The following is a 22593-nucleotide window of genomic DNA, read 5'->3' on the forward strand; positions in this document are numbered from 1 at the left end:
CCATGTGGCCTTATGTACAGATCAACAACTTGAACCAGATGCAGGGGCCTGTGACGGAAGTCGAGCGCCACCTGCTGTTCATCGGCAGTGCGCCGACCAACACCAATAAGCTGCTCTCGCTCAACACCCAGTCTGATTTTGACAAGGTGCTGGGCGAGGCTGACAGCGAGCTGAAAACCAACCTGCAGGCCGCCATGGCCAACGCCGGCCAGAACTGGACGGCTGCAGCCTTCGTGCTGCCGACCGATATGGACTGGAAAGAGGCGGTGCGCGAGGCCCAGAAGACCCAATCCTTCGAGGGCTGCGTGGTCCTGGGGCAGGAGTGGGACAAGGCGAAGATCAATGCCGCCCACGCCCTCAACCAGGAGCTGATCGCCAAGTGGGGACGCTGGCAAGCCATGCTGCTGGCGGTACCGGGTATCGTCTCCACCGCCGAGGGTGGTCAGGACTGGAGCGAATACGAGGCAGAACTGGCTGCCCTGCAGGATGGCATCGCGGCGGAATCAGTCTCCCTGATCCCGCAGCTGTGGCCCAACCTCATCGGGGCTTACGCCGGCCGCCTGTGCAACCGGGCAGTGAGCATCGCAGACAGCCCTTGCCGGGTGAAAACTGGCGCTGTGGTCGGCCTTGGGGCTACCCCGAAGGACAAGGACGGCACCGAACTGCCGCTGGCCACCCTGCAGACCCTGGAAGCCAACCGTTACTCGGTGCCGATGTGGTACCCGGACTTTGACGGCACCTATTGGGCCGATGGCCGCACCCTGGACGTCGAGGGCGGCGACTACCAGGTGATCGAAAACCTGCGTGTTGCTTACAAGGTCGCCCGCCGGATGCGCCTGCGCGCCATCGCCCGCATCGGCGATCGCTCGTTCAACTCCACCCCGGGCAGCACCGAGGCCGCCGTCATGTTCTTCGGCAAGGACCTGCGCCAGATGGCCAGCGCCATCACCATCAACGGCCAACCGTTCCCGGGTGACATCGCCTCCCCCAAGGATGGCGACATCCGCATCCAGTGGACCGCCAAGAACCTGGTCTCCATCTATGTGGTGGTGCGCACCGTGGACTGCCCCAAGGGGATCACCGTCAACATCATGCTCGATTTGAGCCTCAACAACGGGGAGGGCTAACCCATGACCCGCCGTATTTCAGGCCAGTCCTTCGACACCACCCTGATGGGCACCATGGTGCACATCGAGAAGGCCAGCCTCTCAATCACTGACAACAGCGCCGTGGCGCAAACCCGTGGCATCCCTGATGGCTATATCGATGGGGATGTGGCCGCAGAGCTGGAGTTCGAGCTCGATGCCAAGAACTTCAAGATGCTGTGTGAGAGCGCCAAGCGTCAGGGCAGCTGGCGCGGCATGAAGCCAGACGATGTGCTGTTCTACGCCGACACCGGCGACGAGACCATGAAGGTGGAAGCCTTTGGCGTGAAGCTGGTGATCTCTGACCTGCTCGACATCGATCCCAAAGGCGGCAGCAAGGGAGTGCACAAAATCAAGGGGTTCGTCACCTCCCCGGACTTCGTGCACATCAACGGCATGCCGTACCTGTCGGATGACGACACCCGTCACCTCAAGGGCTAACCGATGGATCTGATCGACCGTGCCACCCAACACGCCGAGCGGATGCTGGCGGCCCAGCTGGATAGCCAGCTTGGCCGCAGCCACTACCAGGGCGAGAGCTTGCACCTTTGTGAAGCGTGCGATGACCCGATCCCGGAGGAACGCCGCCAGCGAGTACCAGGGGTGCGCAAGTGTGTGCCCTGCCAGAGCCGCGCAGAGCGTCGCGGCCAATAAGCATCGAGAACGGGATATGAACCCTATGCCAAACAAAGACCCCACCCTCTGGGCCGCCCTGCTGGCCTGGCTGATGGACAACTGGCCTGCTGTCTATGGGGCACTGCTGGCACTTGCCATCGCCTTCCTGCGCATCACCTATGCCGGTGGGCGGGGTCGCCGCCGGCTGATCGAATCCCTGTTGTGTGGCCTCATCACCCTGGCGGCCGCCACCGGGACCCACTTGCTCGGGATCCCCCAGGAGGCCACCCCGTTACTGGGTGGCATGGTGGGACTGCTTGGGATCGACATCATCCGCGACCGTGCGGCTCTGATACTGCGTAAGAAGGAGGACAGCAATGCCGCGCAGTAAATGCCACCCGCAAGTGGCCGCCTTTCTCGACATGCTCGCCTTTTCCGAGGGTACCAAAGGGCTCGGCGATGACGGTTACAACAAGCTGGTCAACCCGGCGGGTTTGTTCACCGACTACCGCACCCACCCCAACGTCAAGGTGCAGGTGAACCCACGCCTGGTCAGCACGGCTGCCGGCCGCTATCAGCACCTGTCGAAACACTGGCCCCACTACCGTGACCAGCTCGGCCTGCCGGACTTTGGCCCTGAGTCACAAGATGCCTGGGCAATCCAGTTGATCCGCGAGCGCAAAGCGCTGGCCGATGTGATCGATGGTCGCATCCCCCAGGCGATCGCCAAGTGCGCCAACATCTGGGCCAGCCTGCCGGGCGCAGGTTATGGCCAGCGTGAGCACAAGCTGGCTGACCTGCTGGCCAAGTTCACCGAGTTCGGCGGGGTGCTGGCATGAGCACGCTCATCCGGTTACTGCCGACCATCATCGGGTTTGTACTTGGCACCATTCTGTTTACCCAAGGCGAACGGCTCACGCAGCGCACCAAGGAACTGGCCACCGCCAACGAAACTATCAACACCCTGCAGGTGGCCAATAGCCAGCAAGCGACCGCATTCCAGGAACTGCTATTGCAGGCAAAGGGCTTGCGCCTGCTGCTTAGCGACCAGAACGCCGCCTTGGCCGAGCTCGACAACCAGAACAGGAAGACCGCCGATGAACTGCAAGAAGCCTTGGCCACGCCGCCGACAGGCCGCCGACAGGCCGCCCGGACTGCGCTCGCGAGCCTTTGCCTGCTGGCGCTCTGCGCCTGCTCAAGCCAGCCCACCACAGTGGTGAAAACCCAAGTAGTGAAGCGGCTACCACCGCCGGGGCTGGTGCCCAACTGCCCGGAGCCTGACTTTACGGGGACCACCTACGGCGACGCCGTGAGGTTTATCCCCACCCTGCAGACGGCGCTGCGCCGCTGCCAGACCCAACTCAACACCCTGAACGACTGGATAACCCAAGAGGAAACCACCCCATGAGCAAGAAGATCACCCTGACCATCGCCGGTACCGACATCAGCTTTGAACCGACCATGACCGCCTACAACAGCTTCATCAACGACATGATGCCCAACGACAAGGTGGCGCCAGCTCACAACTACCTCAAGAAGATCGTCTGCACCGAGAGCAAAGAGGCGCTCGATGACCTGCTCAAGCGTCCCAGTGCCGCGCTGCAGCTGGCGGGCGCCATCAACAAAGAGTTCGCCCCTGATCTGGAAATCACCGTAAAAAACTGACCGCGCGTGCCGAGGCTATCGAGCGCAACCAACTGGAGCAGGTGCTGGCGCTGCGACGCTACTACCTGCCCCATGAGGATGACGACATTGAGAGCCTGGCTCGCGCTACCTGGTTAGACAAGTATCACCGAGACTCCAACGCCATCGCCGTGGCCGAGGGTATCGCCAAAGCACTGAACGGATAAGAGACCCCTATGGCCTGGATGGAAAAATTGATGATGCAGGTGGCCTTGGTTGACCAGGTCACCAAGCCCCTTGCCGGCATCAATGCCCAGATGGACAAGGTCAGCAAGGCTGGCCGCCAGGGCTGGAGCAGCATGGCCATGGGGGCGACCACCGTCGCCGGCGGCGTCATGGCGATCCAGGGGGCTCTGGGCCCCGCCATCGAAATGGATCGGGCGCTGGCGGAAGTGGCCTCCCTCGATGTGCAAAAGGATGTGCTCGGGGCGCTCGGTCGCGAGGCGCTCAAACTCTCCATCCAGTATGGTGAGTCGGCCACCGAGATCGTGCGCTCCTCCTACGATATCCAATCTGCAATCGCCGGGCTGGAAGGCAACGAACTGCCCGCCTTCACCCGTGCATCCACCACGCTCGCCAAAGCCACCAAGGCCGACACCGCCACCATCACCAACTACATGGGTACCATGTACGGCATCTTCGAGCAGCAGGCCAAGCAGATGGGCAAGGCCAACTGGGTCGAGGATGTGGCCGGCAAGACGGCGCTGGCGGTGCAGTTGTTCAAGACCACCGGCCAGGGCATGGCCGATGCCTTTGGGGCGATCGGGGCCAACGCCACCGCCGCGGGCGTCTCGATGGATGAGCAGTTCGCCGTGATCGGTCAACTGCAGGCCACCATGAGTGGCGGCGAGGCCGGTACCAAGTTCAAGTCGTTCCTGGCTGGTGTCGGTGGTGCCCAGAAGGCGCTCGGCATGCAGTTCACCGACTCGGCAGGCAACATGCTGCCAGTGCTGACCATCCTGGATAAGCTCAAGATGCGTTACGGCGAGACCATGAGCGTGGCCGAGGGGGACGAGCTCAAGAAGGCGTTCGGCTCGGATGAGGCGGTCGCCATGATCAAGCTGCTGATGACCAACACCAAGGGGCTGGCCACCAACATCAACGCCCTAGCCAACACCCACGGCATGGGCAAGGCCGAGCAGATGGCCGCCTCCATGACCGACCAGTGGGAACGTGTGACACAGGGATGGTTCGCCATCCGTGCCGCCGCCTTCGGGGTGGTACTGCCTGCCATCAATGCGGTGGTCGGTGTCTTTGCCGATGGCGCCAATGATGTGCTGCGCTGGACCCACCTCTTCCCAAACCTGACCAAGGTGGTGAGCTATACCCTACTCGCCATCGTCGGGCTGAGTATGGTCACCGGGGTGTGGATGCTGGTTGCCGGGCTCGCCAAGCTGGCCACCCTGGGGCTCGGCATCGCCTGGACCGTCATCATGGCGCCGCTCAACCTGCTCAAAGCTGGGCTGGTTGCCTTTCGCGCCATCCTGTTGGCCGTCAACATTGCCATGTACGCCAACCCTGTCGGCCTGCTCGTTGCCGGCATTGTGCTGCTGATCGGCACCGTCGCGGCGGTCATCTACTACTGGGACGACCTGAAAAAGACCCTGGCAGACTGGGGCGTGTTCGACGCCATCCAGGCGATGACCGATGGGGCGGCCGCCGGCTGGGCCAACTTTATGCAGCTGCTTGCCAACCTCAGCCCCTTCCAGTTGCTTGGCAAGGCCGTGGACTGGTTGATTGACAAGCTCAACATGATCCCGGGCGTCAACATCGAGCTCGGCAGCATGCCGGATCTCGCCATGCCAAGCATGCCGTCACTGAATGTGCCGGTCATGCCCGGGGTGATGAATGTGCCAGCGCAAGAGCGACAACAGGAGACGGTCAGCGCGCCCCTCGCCCGCTACCGCCAGCAAGACCAGAGCAAGGTGCCATCCGGTGGCATTGGCCAGCAGCTGATCCAGGCCAACGCGGCCGCGACCTCTACCAACCAGAAGCCGGCCAAGTCCCTGCACGTCGGCGAGGTGCACATCACCAACCAGAACCCGATGACCCCAGAGCAGATGGCCGAGAACGTCTGGCTGGAGACCAAGTGATGAATGAACCCAAGTACATCGATCTCCTGGTCGTCAACGGTGCCTGGCAACTCGATGCCGGCGGCCAGCCTCGCTACACCCAGGACCGCCACAGCATCGGTCAGGACATCAAGCACCGCATCATGGAGTCGGGGCTGGCCCGCAAGCTCATCGGCGAGCGCAGCCCTACCCTGCGCAGCGACGTGATGACCGAGATTGAACTGCTGGTAGAAGACGACGAGCGGCTGGTGCCTGGCACCATCCTCATCAGTGAAGAGGCCCCAGACCGGGTGCTGGTCACCGCTCGCACCTATGAATTCGGCGAACTGGAGGTAACCCTGTGAACCTGCGCCCAACCGTAGACTTTATGGCCCTGCTGGCCGAGACCGGCGTCCCGACCACCGAGCAGGCCATGGAGGCCGAGCTCAAAAAGGAGGTGGTGGCCGCCGGCTCCCTTATCACCAATGACAGCGACGTGAGCCCGTTCTGGCGGCTGGTGCGCGGGGTGGTCATCACCCCGGCGCTCTGGCTTATCCGCACCCTGCTGGCCGGCCATGTGCTGCCCAACACCTTCGCAGCCACCGCCAACGATGCCTATCTCGATCTCAAGGCCTGGGATGTGGACTTGACCCGCAAGAGCGCCCAGAAGACCCGGGGCCAGGTCAACTTCGTCAAGGCCAACCCGAGCGAGGCCGTCACCATCCCGGCCGATATCTGGGTCACCACCGAGCGCATCAACGGCACCATCTACCGCCTCAAACCCCTGCAGGCGGTGGTCAGCCCCGCCGGCGAAGCGGTCGCCAGGGTGGTGTGCGAGGCCGAGCACGCCGGCGCGGCCTGGAATCTGGCGCCGGGCTATTACAACCTGCTCAGCGAACCGGTGACCGGCATCCTGTCGGCCCGCAACGATGACAAGGAGTGGATCACCACCCAGGGCGCAGATGCCGAGCACAACGATGCCCTGGGCCTGCGTATCCAGAACCAGTTCTCGGCGGTGGGCCGCTACCACATCGACGCGATTTACCGCTCCATGCTGGCCAGCGTGGCGGGCATTCGTGCCGATCACATCGTCTTCGAGCACGAGGCCCCCCGGGGTCCGGGTACCGCCAACGCTTACATCCTGCTGGAGGTGGGTGCGACGCCGGCCAGCCTTATCGCCCAGCTCAACGACTACGTGGGCCGCCAGGGCAACCATGGCCACGGGGATGACCTGTTCGTGATGGCCATGCCCGAGACCCAGCACAGCCTCACCCTGGAGCTGTGGCCACAAGCCAACCTTACCGACGAGCAGAAAGCCGCGCTCAAGACTGGCGCCGAGAACCTGGTGAAGGCAGCGTTTCGCCAATCGGCTGACTTCCCGAGCGTCACCCGCACCTGGCCGCGCTCGCGCTTCTCGCTCTCGCAGTTGGGCCGTGAGCTGCACAGCCAGTTCCCGCAGCTGCAGAGCCTGCACTTTAGCGAGAGTGACATCCTGTCGGGGCTGGCCATCCCGCGCCTGAGCAAGCTGGCGGTGACCCTGCATGACTAAACACGACCTGCAGGCCCCCACCCTGCCCGATGCCAGCGCCCCCTGGTGGGAGGACGGTTACACCATCAGCCCGGCCCATGCCGAGCCGGGGTTTCTGGCCAAGGGCATCAACGCTTTCTGGCAACACCTCAAAGGGTGGCTACTGCTGCCGCTGGCCCAGCAAGACCCGTTGACCTGCTCGGAGTCCCTGCTCTCCCTGCTCGCCTGGGAGCGGGACATCGAGCGATTCAACGGCGAACCGCTGGCGCTGTTTCGCAAGCGGGTCAGGTTCGCCTTCATCAACGCCCGAGATGCCGGCGAGGTAGCCGGCTTCAAGCGCATCTTTGAGCGCCTAGACATTGGCTGGTGTGACATCCACGAACGCCAGGCCGGGGCGCCCTGGGACGTCATCACCATCGAGGTGACCGATGGCGCGATCGCCGGCAACCAGCAACTGATGGAAACCCTTATTCAACACTATGGCCGCACCTGCCGCCGCTATCGCTTCCAGGTGGTTTACCCGGTCACCGGCACCCTGCGCACCGGCCGCATCGAGATGAGCCAGCAGGTGTTCGGCGCATCACTCAAGAGGACAGCATGAGCCAGATCATTACCAACGCTTTCTCCCGCTACTGGCAGGAGTGCCTGACTAACCAGACGCCGGTGGTGCTCGATGAGTTCGTGCTGGCCAATGTGCCGGACCTCGATCCCGAGGCCCCCATCAACCCGGACAGCGGCCTGCCGCCGGCGGACCAGATTGTGCATCGCCACGCCGTGGACCAGCGCGGGCGCATCAACAACGACGCAGTGGCCTACACCATCGTGATGGACACCACGCTCGGCGATTTCAGCTTTAACGCCATGTACCTCATCAACAAGGCCACCGGCGTGGTGGGGATGATTGTGCACAAGGGGTTGGAGACCAAGCTCAAGACCAATGACACCACCGGTCAGACCGGCAACAGCCTGGTCAAATCCATGCTGATGGAGTACGACCGGGCACCCGATGCCACCGCCACTCATGTGGACGCCGGCACCTGGCAGATTGACTATGCCGCGCGCCTGCGCGGGATGGACGACGACCTGCGCCTGCAGGCGCTGCAGTTCTTCGGTCCGGCCACCTTCTACGGCAACGGCTTTCACCTGGTCAACGAATCGGGGGTCTACAAGGTGCAGCCCGGGGTGGCCTATGTGGGTGGCCTGCGCGCAGAGCTCAACGAGGTCAAGAAGGTGACCCCGGGCGCCAAGCCGGTGGGGCTCTGGCTCGATATCTACCGGGCGGGCTCGCTGCTCGATGCCTGGGTGAACCACTTCACCCTTAGCTTGAGCGTGCCGGAGCTCACCGACTACCTGGACGCCAACGGCCATCAACACCATGTGGCCAAGGTGGCCATCGTCAATGCCGACGGCAGCGTCACCGACCTGCGCCGCAAGCGCACCATCGAGCTGACCGGGGATGTGGCCGGCAAGGGCATTCTGGAAGATGCTCAGGGTGTCACTATCGCGGTGGAGATTAAGGACGGCAGCCATCGCCACCCCTGGGGTGAGCTCGACCAGGTGCCGGCCACCGCCAGCCGCTGGCCCAGCTATGCCGAGGTGACAGGCAAACCGGACCTGGCGGCGGCCAACCACACCCATCCGGGCACCCTGACCCACCCCATCTCGCTGGCCAAGGAAGACCTGAATACCGTCATCACTCCTGGTGTTTATCGCCAGGACTCAGATGCCAATGTGGCCGCTGCACTCAATTACCCCGAGCCGAGCTCCGGCGCCCTCACCGTGACCATCGGCGCCGGGGTGCAGCAGCGTTACCACGTCTACAACACCAGCCGGGTCTATATCCGCGCCCAGTACCACATGGGGGCATTTACCCCCTGGGCCAGAGACTACAACACCCAGAACAAGCCGAGCGCGGACGATGTGGGCCTTGGCAAGCTATCCAACAAGGCCGCTAATTACGATGCCACGGCCGACACCTACGCCCTGCGTGATGGGTCGGGGGACATTCAAATCCGAACCCCGCGCACCAGTCTGGTCGATGAACAACGCATCACCGGCGCCGTGGCTTTTCGCGTCGATAGTGGCGTTGATAACTACCTGCGCTATTGCAGTAGTCAGACCGCGTTTCGTCAGTGGCTCAACCAAGGAGTGAGCGCCTGGAGCGTCAGCGGGCGTCTGAGCATCTCAGACCCAAACTACGCAGTGACGGAATACCTCATTCCCGGAAAACAAGCGGTCATCACATACCTCGCAACCGATGGCAATTTCCGTATCGACACGTCAAACGGGGCAGGTGGCAGTACGGCAACTCGATTGCAAATTGATACGGGTGGAAACCTCTATGCGGCGGGCGGGGTGCATGAATTTGGCCAGCGAGTCTACAGTCCGCTCAATCCGCCACACAACTCCCATAACCACACGGCCGCCCAAGGCAACTCTGACATTGTCGCCGGTGGTTGGGGGCAGGTCGGCACCTACATCCTTGCCTCCAACGTATCCGGCACCACCATGGGCTTAGGTGCCACGGTCCCGGGGTCCAGCCTGATCCCGGCATCGGCAGGGGAACGGCACCAGGACGGGGTCAGCCTACCAGGCACCTGGAAATGTCTCGGCTATTCCCTTGGTTCGGGCGGTCCCTTCGATTCCCGCATCACACTCTGGATAAGGATTGCCTGATGGAGATCATCACCGCCAAAAACGTCATCGCCTACATCGGCCAACCGGATGCCCTGGACATGGAGGTGGCCTTTGACCACCTGCCCGGGCAGTTCGTCACCTTTACCGCCCGTAAGGACGACTCGGCTGAACACGGGCGCGAGCTCTATGTGCGCGCCATGTTTGGCGAGTTCGGCGAGATCCGCACACAGGCCCAGCCCGAGTACCTCCCGAGCGAAGCCGAGCAGCAGCGCAAGCTCGATGCCCTGCAGGCCGAGGCCGCCCTGCACATCGCGCCCCTGCAGGACGCCAAAGAGCTGGAGCTGGCCACCCCGCAAGAGCTGGACAAGCTGGAAGCCCTGCAACGCTATCGCATCGCCCTGATGCGCCTGCCGCAAAGCGAGGGTTGGCCAACCTCGGTCACCTGGCCGGAGATGCCCCAATGAGTTGGGCCCAGGGGGTGCTGCGCTGGCCAGCCAGTGCCGGCAGCGTACACACCCGCACCCGGGAGGTGCTGGAGCAGCTCCCGGCGAATCAGGCGAGCGCCATGGGCCGACTGCAGGGGCTGGCCGCACGCGCCCAATATCGGCGCCACCCGCTTAGCGAGGCGGCCGGGGACTTGGCCACTCTGCGGGCCGAGCTCGACCGGTTGCTGGTGAATGGCCATTGCCTCACCGTTACCCCCTATCAGCATGGGGTGGGTCAACTGCAGGGCAAGCAGTATCATCTCTCCGCCCCCAATGCGGTGGCCACCTTGGCCGCCAAGCTGCAGGATGGCGCCGACCCACGGCTGCCCAGCGGGCAACAGCATGCCCTCGCCTGGCTGGTGACCGGTAACAGCGCCGAGGACCTGGCCCGGCAGTTGGCGCCCCTCTGCGCCCTGCTGCCGCTGCCGGAGTGGTGCGCCACTCTGCGCCGCCTCACGGCCAGTAACGACGCCATGCACCAGCCCACCGCCGCCAGGGTGCCGCGCTGGCGCGCCGGGGAGCCCCTTTGCTGGGCACCGCTGCGCCCTGCCCGGGCGGCACTTGGCGCTGAGCTGGCGCAACTGGAGAGCCTGGCCCGGGATAGCCAGAATCCCATCGACAAGTTGCAGGGGCTCGCCGTGCGCCGCGCCGCCCACCTCGATGCCCTGGCCACCGCCCTGGCCGAACTTGGCACGCTGTCCGGCACGCTGTCCGGCACGCTCTGGTACTGGCAGGGCCAGGGAGATGCGGCAAGCCTCGCCACCCAGCTCGGGCAGAGCACGCCCCCCGACCACAGCATGAGCATGACGGTCGGCGCCCTGCTGCTCTCCCCTTCCCCGCTCACCTTCTGGCAGGAGTTAACCCCATGAGCCAAGCCATGCTGACACTGGATGGCGAGCCCATCATCATGGAGTCGATGCGGATCTCCGCATCGATGCAGTTTCAGGACAAGGACCAGAGCGGCCAGACCAGCTCGACTAGCAGCGCTGAACAGGGCGCCAAGGGCAAGGAGCTCGACATCTCCGGCCTCATCCCGTTCAAGGAGGAGCGCATGTTAAGCCGGCTGTTTGAGCTGGCTGATGCCAAGGGCAACGGCGGCAAGCGCCACATCTACCGGGTTGGGTCGCTGTTGGCCAAGTCGGTGAAGGTACGCCAGGCGAAGTTTGCCGGCCGCATCAGCGCGAACGAACAGGAGGGGCTGCTGGCCTGGCAGGTGCAGTTCACCTTGAAGGAGTTCAACTCGGTACCGGAGAAGCGCGAGCAGCGCTTGCCGAAGAAGGCCCCGACCGTGGGCCAGGGCACCGCCAACACCAGCGCCGCCAAGCCAGGTTCAAAGACTGATGGCAGCGGCGAGCAGGACCTGAGCGGCTTCGAGCGCTATGTACTCAAACCGATGGATGACATGCTGGCATGAAACTCTCGACGTCACTGACCCTCGCAGGCCAATCGCTGCACCTGGTAGACCACGACCTGGTGCTGGACATCAACGCCGGCGGCCGCGCCGCCCTGACCATTGAAGGAACGGCCAGCAAGGGGCAGACCTTCACCCTGGACACCGGCTACAACGGCGACCTGCGCCGCTGGTTCACCGGCTACGTGTACGACGTGCAACCCGCCGCCAATGGCGCCAGCAAGCTGCTGTGCCGCGAGCTGGCCGGGGCCTTGGGCTCTCGTCTGCCGGTCAGCCAGCAGCATGCCACCCTGCGTGGCCTGCTGGCCTGGCTAACCGATCGATGCGGGCTCACCTTCCTGCTGCCCCAGGGCACCGATTACACCGACCGACCTATCCCCAACTTCACCAGCGCCGGCACCGGCTATCAGCTGATCAACAACGCCGGCCGCGCCTTTGAGGTGCCGGACTTTATCTGGTACCAGCAACCTGATGGCGCTATCTACGTGGGCAGCCATGCTCACAGTCGCTGGGCCGGCAAAGAGGTGACGCTCGATCCCGCCTGGTCGAGTCGCCAGGCAGGCGACACCCTCACTCTGTCGCCGGTGCCGGCCATCCGCCCCGGGGCCATCATCAACGGCAAGCGGGTGATGCGGGTGCGGCTCAAGGGCGACGAGATGACCCTGACCACAGCCACCCCGGGCAAGGCCATCAAGTCGCCAGAGCGGCGCAAGATTGAGGGGGAGTTCCCAGAGCTGGCCGACAGCATGCACCTGCCCAAGTTCGGGCGGGTCGAAGCGGTGAGCGATCAGGCCAACGCCGGCCAGCTCAATGACCCGTTTCGCCCTCGCTATGCGGTGGATGTGCAACTGCTGGGGGAAGATGGCCAGCCGGACAAGGCCGCCCCGCTGTATCGGGCGGTCCCGTTACCGGTGCTGTTCGGCGGGCAGGAACAAGGGCTGCTGCAGTTCCCCATCGAGGGGACCATCGTCGAGCTGGGGTTTGCCTTCGGTCGAGCCGACCGGCCCTTTATCCGCACCGTGCTCGGCAGCGGCTGGTCGCTGCCAGACATCGCCCCGGGCGAGCAACTGCAGCAGCAACGGGCCGAGGTGTTCAGCCGCACCGATACCGTGGGCAACCTGAGCCGCCACACCGACCGGCGCCTGCACGACCAAGCCCTGCAGATGCACCATCAGAGTGACGACTACCTGGGGGAACATGGCCAGCATCAGCTGCAGGTGGCACAACACAGCATCGAGGAGGTGGGTGGGTTCAAGCTCATCGAGGCGCTGGGCGCCATCGAACTATTGGCCGGCGATGACTTGGCCCTGGGGAGTCTCGGCAACATGAGCCAGACCACCGCGGGAGATCTGGTCGAGGTGGTGGGACAACTGCGCCGGGCCGTTGCCGGTGAGTTGCAGCACCTGGAGGCCCCCCGCTCATGGATGGGCACGGACAGCGTGAACATCTTCCGGCTACTGTTGCAGCTGATGAACGTGGTGGAGCAGCTGGCCGCAGCCACCGCCAGCCATACCCACGGCAGCGGGCCAGCCCCCGGCAACAGCCAGGCCATGACGGGACAAGGCCAGCAGGCCAAGCAGCTCGCCAGCCAGCTCTCCCCCATCCTCGAGTAACCCACCAAGCGAAGAAGGCCCCACAATGTGGGGCCTTCTTCTATCTGCCTGACAGCGCCTGAGCATGGCCAGGGAAGGGCGCCGCATGAAGGGGCGCCATCGGGCAGTCCAGCATCATACGTGAAGCCTACAGACGCTCACAGCCTCCCAGCGCCCGGCGGCGACGCCCACGGACGCGTCTGCGCCACGGAATCCGCGCTCATCCGCTCCCGCCTGCGCGCCGCACCAATAAAATTTTTTGCAAAAGTGGATTACCGCAAGACCATAGGCCCAGGCCGCGCCAGATAAAGGATCTTGGGCTTGGTGAGGATCTGAAAGGATCGAAAGAAATTGCAGGGTTTTACAGTTCAGCGGTGCGCTGGATAACAACGATGAAAACGTAACTTATTGAATATATTGGGTGAGTCGTACTTTCCGTGGGAATTTGAACTCTCGGGAAGGATCGAGTTTGCCGCGAGTGAACAGCTAGAAGCCGTTTTGTTTCAGCCGGTTAGGCGTGATGAGGGCCTATTTGATAACTGAAATTTTGAAAGGGGGATACGGCGTTGGTGCGCTGGCTGGCCTGCCCCACGGAGAATAGGTTTTTTGTGAAGTGTGTCCGGTCACGCTTGGTGCTGCTCTAGTAAAAGTGGACACGACAATAACCCGATCACCTAAACCTAGGTGGACACGATGTGGACACATCGCCATGTTGGGAAGCCAGAAAAACTTAAGGCCACCCGCTTGGGTGGCCTTAAGTCATTGAATTAGTTAATGGTGCCCGGGGTCGGACTCGAACCGACACGTCTTTCAACGGCGGATTTTGAATCCGCTGCGTCTACCGATTTCGCCACCCGGGCAACTGCGAGGGATTATACGAATGGCGCTTGGGCATGCAAGGTGTTTTTCTCGCGTCGGATCCCGTTTGCTCATTTATTCAACGCCTTGCCGATGTGGGGTCAGTTACATAGAATGCCCGCATCATATTAATGGAATAAGCATCATGGCCAAGCGCAAGACAGTCTCCTCCCCGACCCCTCCCCCTCAGCATCAATATCCCTCCGCCGGTCTGCTGCGCCGCCTGGGCGCCCTGCTCTATGACTATCTGGTGGTCATCGCCCTGTTGATCATCGCCGGCTTCATCGGCATGGGGGTTGCCCAGTTACTGCTGGCCACCGGCATGGCGAGCGTGCCCGAGGGCAAGGATGCCTCCTGGCTGCTGACCAGCCCGCTCTACAGCGCCTGGCTGGCCCTGGTGATCTGCGGCTTCTACGCCTGGTTCTGGACCCGTGCCGGCCAGACCATCGGCATGCGCGCCTGGCGTCTGCGCATCCAGAATGTGGATGGCAGCAACATCCGCATCACCCAGGCCCTGATCCGGCTCGGGACTGCCGCCTTCGGACTCGGCAACCTGCTGTGCGTGATGAACCGCCAGCGGCCACGCGCCTTCCAGGACATCTGGTCCGAGTGCGAGGTGGTGGTGCTGAGCAAGCAGGAGAATCTGGAGCAGCTTAACAAATAAGGCCGCTTGAATGACGAGAAGGGCACCCAGGGGTGCCCTTCTCACTACCTGCCTCCATGGCCCGTATCACCATGGACAGCATGAAAAAAGGGCCCATGAGGGCCCTTTTCGTTTCGCCATCCGGCTATCGCCTGCGGCTCAGGATATAGAAGGAAATACCGCCGAACAGCAGGCTGGGGGCGATGGCGGCCAGGATGGGCGGCATCGCATACACCAGGCTGACGGGGCCGAACACCCGATCGCTCACATAGACCGCGAAGCCGGTCATGATCCCCATCAGCATCCGCGCCCCCATGCTCACCGAGCGCAACGGGCCGAAGATGAAGGAAGAGGCCAGCAAAATCATGGCCACCACAGAGAGCGGCGACAGCAGCTTGCGCCACATCTCCAGCTTGTAACGCCCCGCGTCCTGCTTGTTGGCATCCAGATAGCCGATGTAGTCGCGCAGGCCGGAGATCGGCAGGTTCTCGGGATCTATGCTGACTACCCCCAGCTGTTTGGGGGTCAGCTCCGAGCTCCACGCCATCTGTTCATGCTTCTCGTCTTGGATCTGCTTGGGATCGTCGAAGCGGGTGATATGCACCTGCTTGAGCAGCCAGTGATGCTGTTCGAACACCCCCTCCTGTGCCTGTACGACGTCGATCAGAGCACGGGACGGAGTGAAACGGTACAGGGTGATGCCGGTCAAGGCTCCGTCGTTGCGTACCCCGTTGATATTGACGAAGTTGTTGCCATCCCGGGCCCAGACACCATAGGCCGAGACGGTCAGACGTCCCTCCGACATGGCACCCGCCTTGATGTCATCCGCCATCCGCTTCGCGGCGGGGGCCACATATTCCCCCATCAGCCCTACCAGCAACATCAGGGGGATCGCGGTCTTGAGCGCCGCCATCACTATGCTGATCTTGGAGCGGCCCGATGCTTGCATCACCACCAATTCTGAGGTGGTCGCCAGCTGACCGAGCCCGATGAGCCCCCCCAGCAGGGCCGCCAGCGGGAAGAACAGCACCGCCTCCTTCGGCATGGAGAGCAGCACGAAATAGAGCGCGTTGAGCATGTCGTAGTTGCCTTCCCCCACCGCCTTGAGCTGCTCCACATACTTGATGAGCGCAGCCAGCCCGACCAGGGTCAGTTCACACAACAGGATCGACATGAAAATGACCCGGCCGATATATCTATCGAGAATGCCAAACATCAGCCGAGACTCCCAGGTTGCAGCATCATGCCGATTTTCCCTTGAAATACGGTGCACGGAACATGGATCGACACGACGGCGACCCGCTTGTTATGCCTGTCGAGAACGTCAAACATCAGCAGAGATCCCTATGTTGCAGCATCATGCCGATTTCATTTTGAAGAAGTGGCTCTTCACCCCGTTCCACCAGGTCGTGCCATGCAGGTTGAGCGGCAGGCCGATTGCCAGCAGATAGACCATAGGCACCAGGAACATGCCTGGCCAGTGGGGCAGACGCCCGCTGTCGATGGCCGAGCGGGCGGCACTGAGCAACAGGAAATAGGAGAGATAGAGCAAAATGGCGGGCAGCAACTTGGCGTAGCGACCCTGACGAGGGTTGACCCTGGCCAGCGGCACCACCAAGAAGGTGAGCACCAGGATGGAGACGGGCAGCGACAGGCGCCACTGCAACTCGGCCATCAGCTGATTGTCCTGGGTGCCGAGCAGCGCCACGGTCGGCTTGGCCGCCGCCTTGCGGTTGGAGCGCTCCATCTCCTGCTGACGGATCACCAGGCTGTACTCGTCGAAGTTGGAGATCTGGAACTGCTTGCCGGTGAACTGGCCCTCGTAGCGGGAGCCATCCTTCAGGGTCAACCACTGCAGGCCGTTGCTGTCGGCGGTCACATGCCCTTCACTGGCCACCACGACGGAGGGCGGCGAGGTGCCTTCGGCGCGCTGCAGCACGAAGATCTTCTGCAGCTCCGAGCCCTTGTCGTTCAGATCCTGGATGTAGGCGACCAGCCGTCCCTTGTCGAGCTCCATGAAGCGGCCCGCCTGCAGGAAGGAGATGCCAGGATCGGCCTTGAATTCGTCGATCACCTGATACTCGCGCTCCTTGGCCTGGGGCGCGATCCAGCCGGTGTTGAACGCCGCCACCGCCGCCGTCAACAAGGCCAGCAGCATGGCGCTGCGCATCACGAAGCGGTGACTGAAACCCACGGCATGCATCACCGTCATCTCGCTTTCGGCATACAAACGACCATGAGCAAACAAAATGGCAAGGAACAGACTGATAGGCAGCATCAACAGCGCCATATTGGGCAGGTTGAGCAGCAGCAGGGTGGAAACCAGGCGCGTCGGCACCTCGCCATCGGCGGCGTCGCCGATGATCTGGATAAATTGCTGGCTGACGAAGATAAGCAGCAGTACGAATAACACCGCCAGCTGGGTTTTCAGGGTCTCCCTGAACAAATATCGGAAAACGATCACAGTCATTCCCAAGTAAACTTGTGTTTTTAGTCGAATGCCTGAAAAATAGGGCCCTATATTGGATTTTTACCAGTTTGAACTGCGGAGCCTGTGGCTGTTCGCTCCGCCTCTGATACCCCAACAAGCACCGCATTATTCAATAAAAGGTGCCTTTTGTCTTTAGGATGTAGGAGATTCCATGGAGTTCAGTGTAAAGAGTGGCAGTCCTGAGAAGCAACGCAGTGCCTGCGTCGTGGTTGGCGTGTTTGAGCCCCGTCGCCTCTCTCCGGTCGCCGAACAGCTGGACAAGATCAGCGACGGCTACATCAGCTCGCTGCTGCGCCGCGGCGATCTGGAAGGCAAACCAGGCCAGATGCTGTTGCTGCATCAAGTACCGGGCGTGCTCAGCGAGCGCGTACTGCTGGTCGGTTGCGGCAAGGAGCGGGAACTCGACGAACGCCAGTACAAGCAGATCATCAACAAGACCATCACCACCCTCAACGAGACCGGGTCCATGGAAGCCGTCTGCTTCCTGACCGAGCTGCACGTCAAGGGACGGGATACTTACTGGAAGGTGCGTCAGGCGGTGGAAACCACCAAGGCGGGCCTCTACAGCTTCGATCAGTTCAAGACCAACAAGGCCGAACCGCGCCGCCCGCTGCGCAAGCTGGTGTTCAACGTGCCGACGCGTCGGGAACTGACCATAGGCGAGCGCGCCATCGCCCACGGCCTGGCCGTGGCGAAAGGGGTGCGGGTCTGTCGCGACGTGGCGAACATGCCGCCCAACATCTGCAACCCGGCTTACCTGGCCTCCCAGGCCCGTCGTCTGGCCGATGCCTATGACAACATCACCACCAAGGTGATCGGCGAGCAGGAGATGGCCGAGCTCGGCATGAACTCCTACCTGGCGGTGGCCCGTGGCTCCGACAATGAAGCCATGATGGCCATCATCGAGTACAAGGGCAACGGCGACGCCAAGCCCATCGTGCTGGTCGGCAAGGGGCTGACCTTCGACTCCGGCGGCATCTCCATCAAGCCGGCCGAGGGCATGGACGAGATGAAGTACGACATGGGTGGCGCCGCCTCCGTGCTCGGCACCATGCACGCCCTGGCCCAGTTGCAGCTGCCCATCAACGTCATAGGCGTGCTGGCCGGTTGCGAAAACATGCCGGGTGGCAACGCCTACCGGCCAGGTGACATCCTCACCACCATGTCCGGCCAGACCGTCGAGGTGCTCAACACCGACGCCGAAGGTCGCCTGGTGCTGTGCGATGCCCTCACCTATGTCGATCGCTACGATCCCGAGACCGTCATCGATGTGGCGACCCTGACCGGGGCCTGCATCATCGCCTTGGGCCACCACACCTCGGGTCTGCTGGCCAACCATAACCCGCTGGCCCACGAGCTGCTGAACGCCTCAGAGCAGGCCGGTGATCGCGCCTGGCGCCTGCCGCTGTTCGATGAGTACCAAGAACAGCTGGAGAGCCCGTTCGCCGACATGGCCAACATCGGCGGCCGCCCGGCCGGTACCATCACCGCCGCCGCCTTCCTGTCACGCTTCACCAAGAAGTACAACTGGGCCCACCTGGACATCGCAGGTACCGCCTGGAAGAGTGGCAAGGACAAGGGCTCCACCGGTCGTCCGGTGCCCCTGCTGACCCAGTTCCTGCTGAACCGGGCCGGCGTGGCGGATGTCGAAGACAAGGAGTGATTCCTCACGCCCGCCGCACCCTGTGCGCGGCGGGGAGGTGTTAACCCGTATCACAAGGAAGAGGCCCGCCTCTTCCTTGTTTCATTGAGAGAACTGGGGGAACCATGCCCGGCATGGCACCCCACCGACGGCCAATCGCTGTCCGTCACAGCCAAACGGGACCCAACCTGATGAGCCAAGTGACCTTTTACCTGATGAGTGAGCCGGATGACGCGCAGGCTTCCGCCGTCGAGCGGCTCGCCTGCCAGCTGGCGGCCGATGCCTGGGGCGCGGGCCATCTCTATCTGCATTGTGTGGATCAGGCTCAGGCCGAGCGCCTGGACGAGCTGCTGTGGCAGCTGCCGCCGGATCGCTTCGTACCGCATCAGTTGCAGGGCGAGACCGGTCAGGCCCCGGTCGAGATCGGCTGCCAGCCACCGAAGCGGCGCTATGCCTGCCTCATCAATCTGGCCGAACAGACACCTTTGTTTGCAGGACACTTCGCTCAAGTGGTAGATTTTGTCCCCACTGACGAAACGCAAAAGCAGCAAGCCCGCGAGCGCTACAAGCACTATCGCCAGGCAGGCCATGCCCTCGAGATGAGGGATCAGCCCGTCCTTGCCGCACCGGATCCGGCGCAGCCCTGACTGCCTCCCCCGCGATCCAGACCCCATCAACACCAGAATTCATCCAGAATACGGCGAGACCATGGAAAAGACTTTTAATCACAACGCCATCGAACAGGCGCTCTACCAGCACTGGGAATCCCAGGGTTACTTCAAGCCCCACGGTGACACCAGCAAAGACTCCTTCTGCATCATGATCCCGCCGCCGAACGTCACCGGCAGCCTGCACATGGGTCATGCCTTCCAGCAGACACTGATGGACACCCTGATCCGCTACAACCGCATGCAGGGCAAGAACACCCTGTGGCAGGCGGGCTGTGACCACGCCGGCATCGCCACCCAGATGGTGGTGGAGCGCAAGATCGCCGCCGAAGAGGGCAAGACCCGTCACGACTACGGCCGCGATGCCTTCATCGACAAGATCTGGCAGTGGAAGGAAGAGTCCGGCGGCACCATCACCCGTCAGATGCGTCGCCTCGGTGACTCAGTGGACTGGGAGCGCGAGCGCTTCACCATGGACGAGGGCCTCTCCGAAGCCGTACAGGAAGTGTTCGTGCGTCTCTACGAAGATGGCCTGATGTACCGTGGCAAACGCCTAGTGAACTGGGATCCCAAGCTCAACACCGCCATCTCCGATCTGGAAGTGGAAAACCGTGAGATCAAGGGCCACATGTGGCACCTGCGTTATCCGCTGGCGAACGGCGCCAAGACCGCCGAAGGCCAGGATCACCTGATCGTCGCCACCACCCGTCCCGAGACCATGCTGGGTGATACCGCCGTCGCCGTGAACCCGGAAGACCCCCGTTACAAGGCGTTGATCGGCCAGCACATACTGCTGCCGCTGGTGAACCGCCTGATCCCCATCGTCGCCGACGAACACGCCGACATGGAGAAGGGCACCGGCTGCGTGAAGATCACCCCGGCCCACGACTTCAACGATAACGAAGTGGGCAAGCGCCACAACCTGCCGATGATCAACATCTTCACCCTGGACGCCCACGTGCGCGCCGAGGCCGAAGTGGTCGACACCAACGGCAACCCCTGCACCGCCTATGACGCCGCCCTGCCGGCCGAATTCGCCGGGCTGGAGCGCTTCGCCGCCCGCAAGGCCATCCTGGCCAGGCTGGACGAGCTGGGCCTGCTGAGCGAAACCAAGGATCACGTGCTGCAACAGCCCTACGGCGATCGCGGTGGCGTGCCCATCGAACCCATGCTGACCGACCAGTGGTACGTGCGCGTGGCGCCCATGGCCAAGACCGCCATCGAGGCGGTGGAAGATGGTCGCATCCAGTTTGTGCCCAAGCAGTACGAAAACATGTACTTCTCCTGGATGCGCGACATTCAGGACTGGTGCGTCTCCCGTCAGCTGTGGTGGGGTCACCGCATCCCGGCCTGGTATGACGAATCCGGCAAGGTCTACGTCGGCCGCGACGAGGCCGAGGTGCGCGCCAAGCACAACATTCCGTCCGTGACCGTGCTGCGTCAGGACGAAGACGTGCTCGACACCTGGTTCAGCTCCGCCCTGTGGACCTTCTCCACCCTGGGCTGGCCGAACAACACCGAGGCGCTCAAGACCTTCCACCCGACCGACGTGCTGATGAGCGGCTTCGACATCATCTTCTTCTGGATAGCCCGGATGATCATGATGACCATGCACTTCATCAAGAACGAAGATGGCACCCCGCAGGTTCCCTTCAAGACCGTCTATATCACCGGCCTGATCCGGGATGAAGAGGGCCAGAAGATGTCCAAGTCCAAGGGCAACGTGCTGGACCCGCTCGACATGATCGACGGTATCAGCCTGGAAAATCTGCTGGAGAAGCGCACCGGCAACATGATGCAGCCGCAGATGGCCGAGAAGATCGGCAAGCGCACCGCCAAGCAGTTCCCGGAAGGGATCGAGGCCCACGGCACCGACGCCCTGCGCTTCACCCTGGCGGCGCTGGCCAGCACGGGTCGCGACATCAACTGGGACATGAAGCGCCTGGACGGTTACAACAACTTCTGCAACAAGCTGTGGAACGCCTCCCGCTACGTGCTGATGAACACCGAACAGCAGGATTGCGGTCTGAATGGCGGCGAGATGCAGTTCAGCCTGGCGGATCGCTGGATCCAGTCCCAGCTGCAGGTCGCCATCCGCGACTTCCGCACCGCGCTCGACACCTACCGCTTCGACATGGCCGCCGGCGTGCTGTACGAATTTATCTGGAACCAGTTCTGCGACTGGTATCTGGAGCTGACCAAGCCGGTGCTGGGCAAGGGCTCCGAGGCCGAGCAGCGTGCCACCCGTCACACCCTGGTGACTGTGCTGGAAACCCTGCTGCGGCTGGCGCACCCGATCATTCCGTTCATCACCGAGACCATCTGGAAATCGGTGGCGCCGCTGACCGGGGTCCATGCCGACACCATCATGCTGCAAGCCTTCCCCGAGTTCGATGCCGCCAGGCTGGATGAGACCGCCATGGCGGATCAGGAGTGGGTGAAGGAGTTCATCGTCGGCATCCGCAACATCCGCGCCGAGATGAACGTGGCGCCGAGCGTGGGCCTCAACGTGCTGCTCCAGTGCGATGCCAAGGATGCCCAGCGCGCCAAGGACAACGAGGCCTTCCTCAAGTCCCTCGCTCGCCTGGAGTCCATCCGCGTGCTGGCGGACGGCGACGTCGCCCCGCTGTCGGTGAAGAAGCTGATCGGCAGCACCGAGCTGATGATCCCCATGGCCGGCCTCATCGACAAGGAAGCCGAGCTGGCCCGTCTGGCCAAAGAGGTGGCCAAGCTGGCCGGCGAATGCGCCCGTATCGAAGGCAAGCTCGGCAACGAGGCCTTCGTGGCCAAGGCGCCGGAGGCGGTCATCGCCAAGGAGCGCGAGAAGCTGGAGGAGTACCGCCTCCAGCTGGTCAAGCTGGAAGCCCAGCAGGTCGAGATCGCCGCCCTGTAAGCGAATCACGTCCGCAAAAAGCCCCCGTTTATCGGGGGCTTTTTTATTGACTCGCCACCGGCACCGAGGCTGGCCTACCATGCCGCAGCTTCCAGTTGATGGAGGCTTTCGGTTGTCCGGCACCCGGCAAGGCGGCATTCTCCCCCGCGCAATTGAAAAATTAGCGAGCCCAGTCACCCGCTTTCACAAGCGCATCGCCCGTAAATTCATTACACTGCCAGCGATCTTTTCTATTTGGAGTGCTGTCGCAG

The 22593-nt window shown here is 62.8% G+C and carries 23 protein-coding genes and 1 tRNA gene; 21 read left to right on the forward strand and 3 right to left on the reverse strand.

Annotation, left to right across the window (positions count from 1 at the left end; all coding sequences use genetic code 11):
- Positions 1-2: 2 nt before the first annotated feature.
- The 17 genes from AACW18_RS19590 to AACW18_RS19675 are packed head-to-tail and all read left to right on the forward strand — an operon-like array spanning position 3 to position 13168.
- Positions 3-1127 (forward strand): DUF2586 domain-containing protein, encoded by a 1125-nt coding sequence (locus AACW18_RS19590; protein WP_218389612.1) that lies wholly within the window; start codon positions 3-5, stop codon positions 1125-1127.
- A 3-nt stretch (positions 1128-1130) separates the two neighbouring features.
- Positions 1131-1586, forward strand: a complete 456-nt coding sequence (locus tag AACW18_RS19595) for a phage protein (RefSeq protein WP_042654650.1) — start codon at positions 1131-1133, stop codon at positions 1584-1586.
- Between the two features lie 3 nt (positions 1587-1589).
- The gene (locus tag AACW18_RS19600; protein WP_042654649.1) at positions 1590-1799 is read left to right on the forward strand and encodes a TraR/DksA family transcriptional regulator; all 210 of its coding nucleotides are present in this window, start codon (positions 1590-1592) and stop codon (positions 1797-1799) included.
- Between the two features lie 25 nt (positions 1800-1824).
- Positions 1825-2151, forward strand: a complete 327-nt coding sequence (locus tag AACW18_RS19605) for a phage holin, lambda family (protein ID WP_096117854.1) — start codon at positions 1825-1827, stop codon at positions 2149-2151.
- Positions 2138-2599 (forward strand): glycoside hydrolase family 24 protein, encoded by a 462-nt coding sequence (locus tag AACW18_RS19610; protein ID WP_218389613.1) that lies wholly within the window; start codon positions 2138-2140, stop codon positions 2597-2599. Before AACW18_RS19605 ends, AACW18_RS19610 begins: the two co-directional genes overlap by 14 nt.
- The gene (gene lysC, locus AACW18_RS19615; protein WP_256351954.1) at positions 2596-3168 is read left to right on the forward strand and encodes an Rz1-like lysis system protein LysC; all 573 of its coding nucleotides are present in this window, start codon (positions 2596-2598) and stop codon (positions 3166-3168) included. Before AACW18_RS19610 ends, lysC begins: the two co-directional genes overlap by 4 nt.
- On the forward strand, positions 3165-3425 hold the full coding sequence (locus AACW18_RS19625) for a putative phage tail assembly chaperone (RefSeq protein WP_218389614.1): 261 nt from the start codon (positions 3165-3167) through the stop codon (positions 3423-3425). Before lysC ends, AACW18_RS19625 begins: the two co-directional genes overlap by 4 nt.
- A 41-nt stretch (positions 3426-3466) precedes the next feature.
- Entirely contained in the window at positions 3467-3610 is a 144-nt protein-coding gene (locus AACW18_RS19630; protein ID WP_167335821.1) for a DUF6890 family protein, read from the forward strand.
- 9 nt (positions 3611-3619) lie between these two features.
- Positions 3620-5536, forward strand: a complete 1917-nt coding sequence (locus AACW18_RS19635) for a phage tail tape measure protein (protein WP_218389615.1) — start codon at positions 3620-3622, stop codon at positions 5534-5536.
- Entirely contained in the window at positions 5536-5859 is a 324-nt protein-coding gene (locus AACW18_RS19640) for a DUF2590 family protein (protein ID WP_218389616.1), read from the forward strand. Before AACW18_RS19635 ends, AACW18_RS19640 begins: the two co-directional genes overlap by 1 nt.
- Positions 5856-7043 (forward strand): baseplate J/gp47 family protein, encoded by a 1188-nt coding sequence (locus tag AACW18_RS19645; RefSeq protein ID WP_218389617.1) that lies wholly within the window; start codon positions 5856-5858, stop codon positions 7041-7043. The genes AACW18_RS19640 and AACW18_RS19645 overlap by 4 nt, the downstream gene beginning before the upstream one ends.
- Positions 7036-7623 carry a phage tail protein gene (locus AACW18_RS19650; protein WP_218389618.1) on the forward strand — a complete coding sequence of 196 codons (588 nt, stop codon included), beginning with the start codon at positions 7036-7038 and terminating at the stop codon, positions 7621-7623. The genes AACW18_RS19645 and AACW18_RS19650 overlap by 8 nt, the downstream gene beginning before the upstream one ends.
- Positions 7620-9698, forward strand: coding sequence for a phage tail-collar fiber domain-containing protein (locus AACW18_RS19655; protein ID WP_218389619.1), 2079 nt, complete (start codon positions 7620-7622; stop codon positions 9696-9698). Before AACW18_RS19650 ends, AACW18_RS19655 begins: the two co-directional genes overlap by 4 nt.
- Complete coding sequence (locus AACW18_RS19660; RefSeq protein ID WP_256351955.1) at positions 9698-10123, forward strand: tail fiber assembly protein; 426 nt, start codon at positions 9698-9700, stop codon at positions 10121-10123. Before AACW18_RS19655 ends, AACW18_RS19660 begins: the two co-directional genes overlap by 1 nt.
- Positions 10120-11013 (forward strand): hypothetical protein, encoded by an 894-nt coding sequence (locus AACW18_RS19665; protein ID WP_218389620.1) that lies wholly within the window; start codon positions 10120-10122, stop codon positions 11011-11013. Before AACW18_RS19660 ends, AACW18_RS19665 begins: the two co-directional genes overlap by 4 nt.
- The gene (locus AACW18_RS19670) at positions 11010-11558 is read left to right on the forward strand and encodes a baseplate complex protein (protein ID WP_218389621.1); all 549 of its coding nucleotides are present in this window, start codon (positions 11010-11012) and stop codon (positions 11556-11558) included. The genes AACW18_RS19665 and AACW18_RS19670 overlap by 4 nt, the downstream gene beginning before the upstream one ends.
- Positions 11555-13168, forward strand: a complete 1614-nt coding sequence (locus tag AACW18_RS19675) for a hypothetical protein (protein ID WP_218389622.1) — start codon at positions 11555-11557, stop codon at positions 13166-13168. Before AACW18_RS19670 ends, AACW18_RS19675 begins: the two co-directional genes overlap by 4 nt.
- Before the next feature lie 754 nt (positions 13169-13922).
- Here AACW18_RS19675 and AACW18_RS19680 read toward each other — a convergent pair.
- Positions 13923-14007 (reverse strand) — tRNA-Leu (locus tag AACW18_RS19680).
- A 143-nt stretch (positions 14008-14150) separates the two neighbouring features.
- Here AACW18_RS19680 and AACW18_RS19685 point away from each other — a divergent pair.
- Positions 14151-14669, forward strand: a complete 519-nt coding sequence (locus AACW18_RS19685) for an RDD family protein (protein WP_218389623.1) — start codon at positions 14151-14153, stop codon at positions 14667-14669.
- Positions 14670-14793: 124 nt separating this feature from the next.
- Here the strand turns inward: AACW18_RS19685 and lptG are convergent, their stop codons facing one another.
- The gene (gene lptG, locus AACW18_RS19690) at positions 14794-15864 is read right to left on the reverse strand and encodes an LPS export ABC transporter permease LptG (protein ID WP_218389624.1); all 1071 of its coding nucleotides are present in this window, start codon (positions 15862-15864) and stop codon (positions 14794-14796) included.
- Positions 15865-16005: 141 nt separating this feature from the next.
- A complete protein-coding gene (lptF, locus tag AACW18_RS19695; protein WP_042652056.1) occupies positions 16006-17118 on the reverse strand; it encodes an LPS export ABC transporter permease LptF in 1113 nt (370 codons plus the stop codon).
- 172 nt (positions 17119-17290) lie between these two features.
- On the opposite strand from lptF, the gene pepA reads away from it, so the two are divergent.
- The 3 genes from pepA (at position 17291) to AACW18_RS19710 (ending at position 22342) form a co-directional block, all read left to right on the forward strand.
- The gene (gene pepA / locus AACW18_RS19700) at positions 17291-18802 is read left to right on the forward strand and encodes a leucyl aminopeptidase (protein ID WP_042652055.1); all 1512 of its coding nucleotides are present in this window, start codon (positions 17291-17293) and stop codon (positions 18800-18802) included.
- Positions 18803-18972: 170 nt separating this feature from the next.
- Entirely contained in the window at positions 18973-19428 is a 456-nt protein-coding gene (locus AACW18_RS19705) for a DNA polymerase III subunit chi (protein ID WP_168236363.1), read from the forward strand.
- A 61-nt stretch (positions 19429-19489) separates the two neighbouring features.
- Positions 19490-22342 (forward strand): valine--tRNA ligase, encoded by a 2853-nt coding sequence (locus AACW18_RS19710; RefSeq protein WP_218389625.1) that lies wholly within the window; start codon positions 19490-19492, stop codon positions 22340-22342.
- Positions 22343-22593: the final 251 nt, after the last annotated feature.

The organism is Aeromonas sp. sia0103, assembly GCF_963895295.1.
In the GTDB taxonomy this organism is placed as follows: Bacteria; Pseudomonadota; Gammaproteobacteria; order Enterobacterales; family Aeromonadaceae; genus Aeromonas; species Aeromonas encheleia.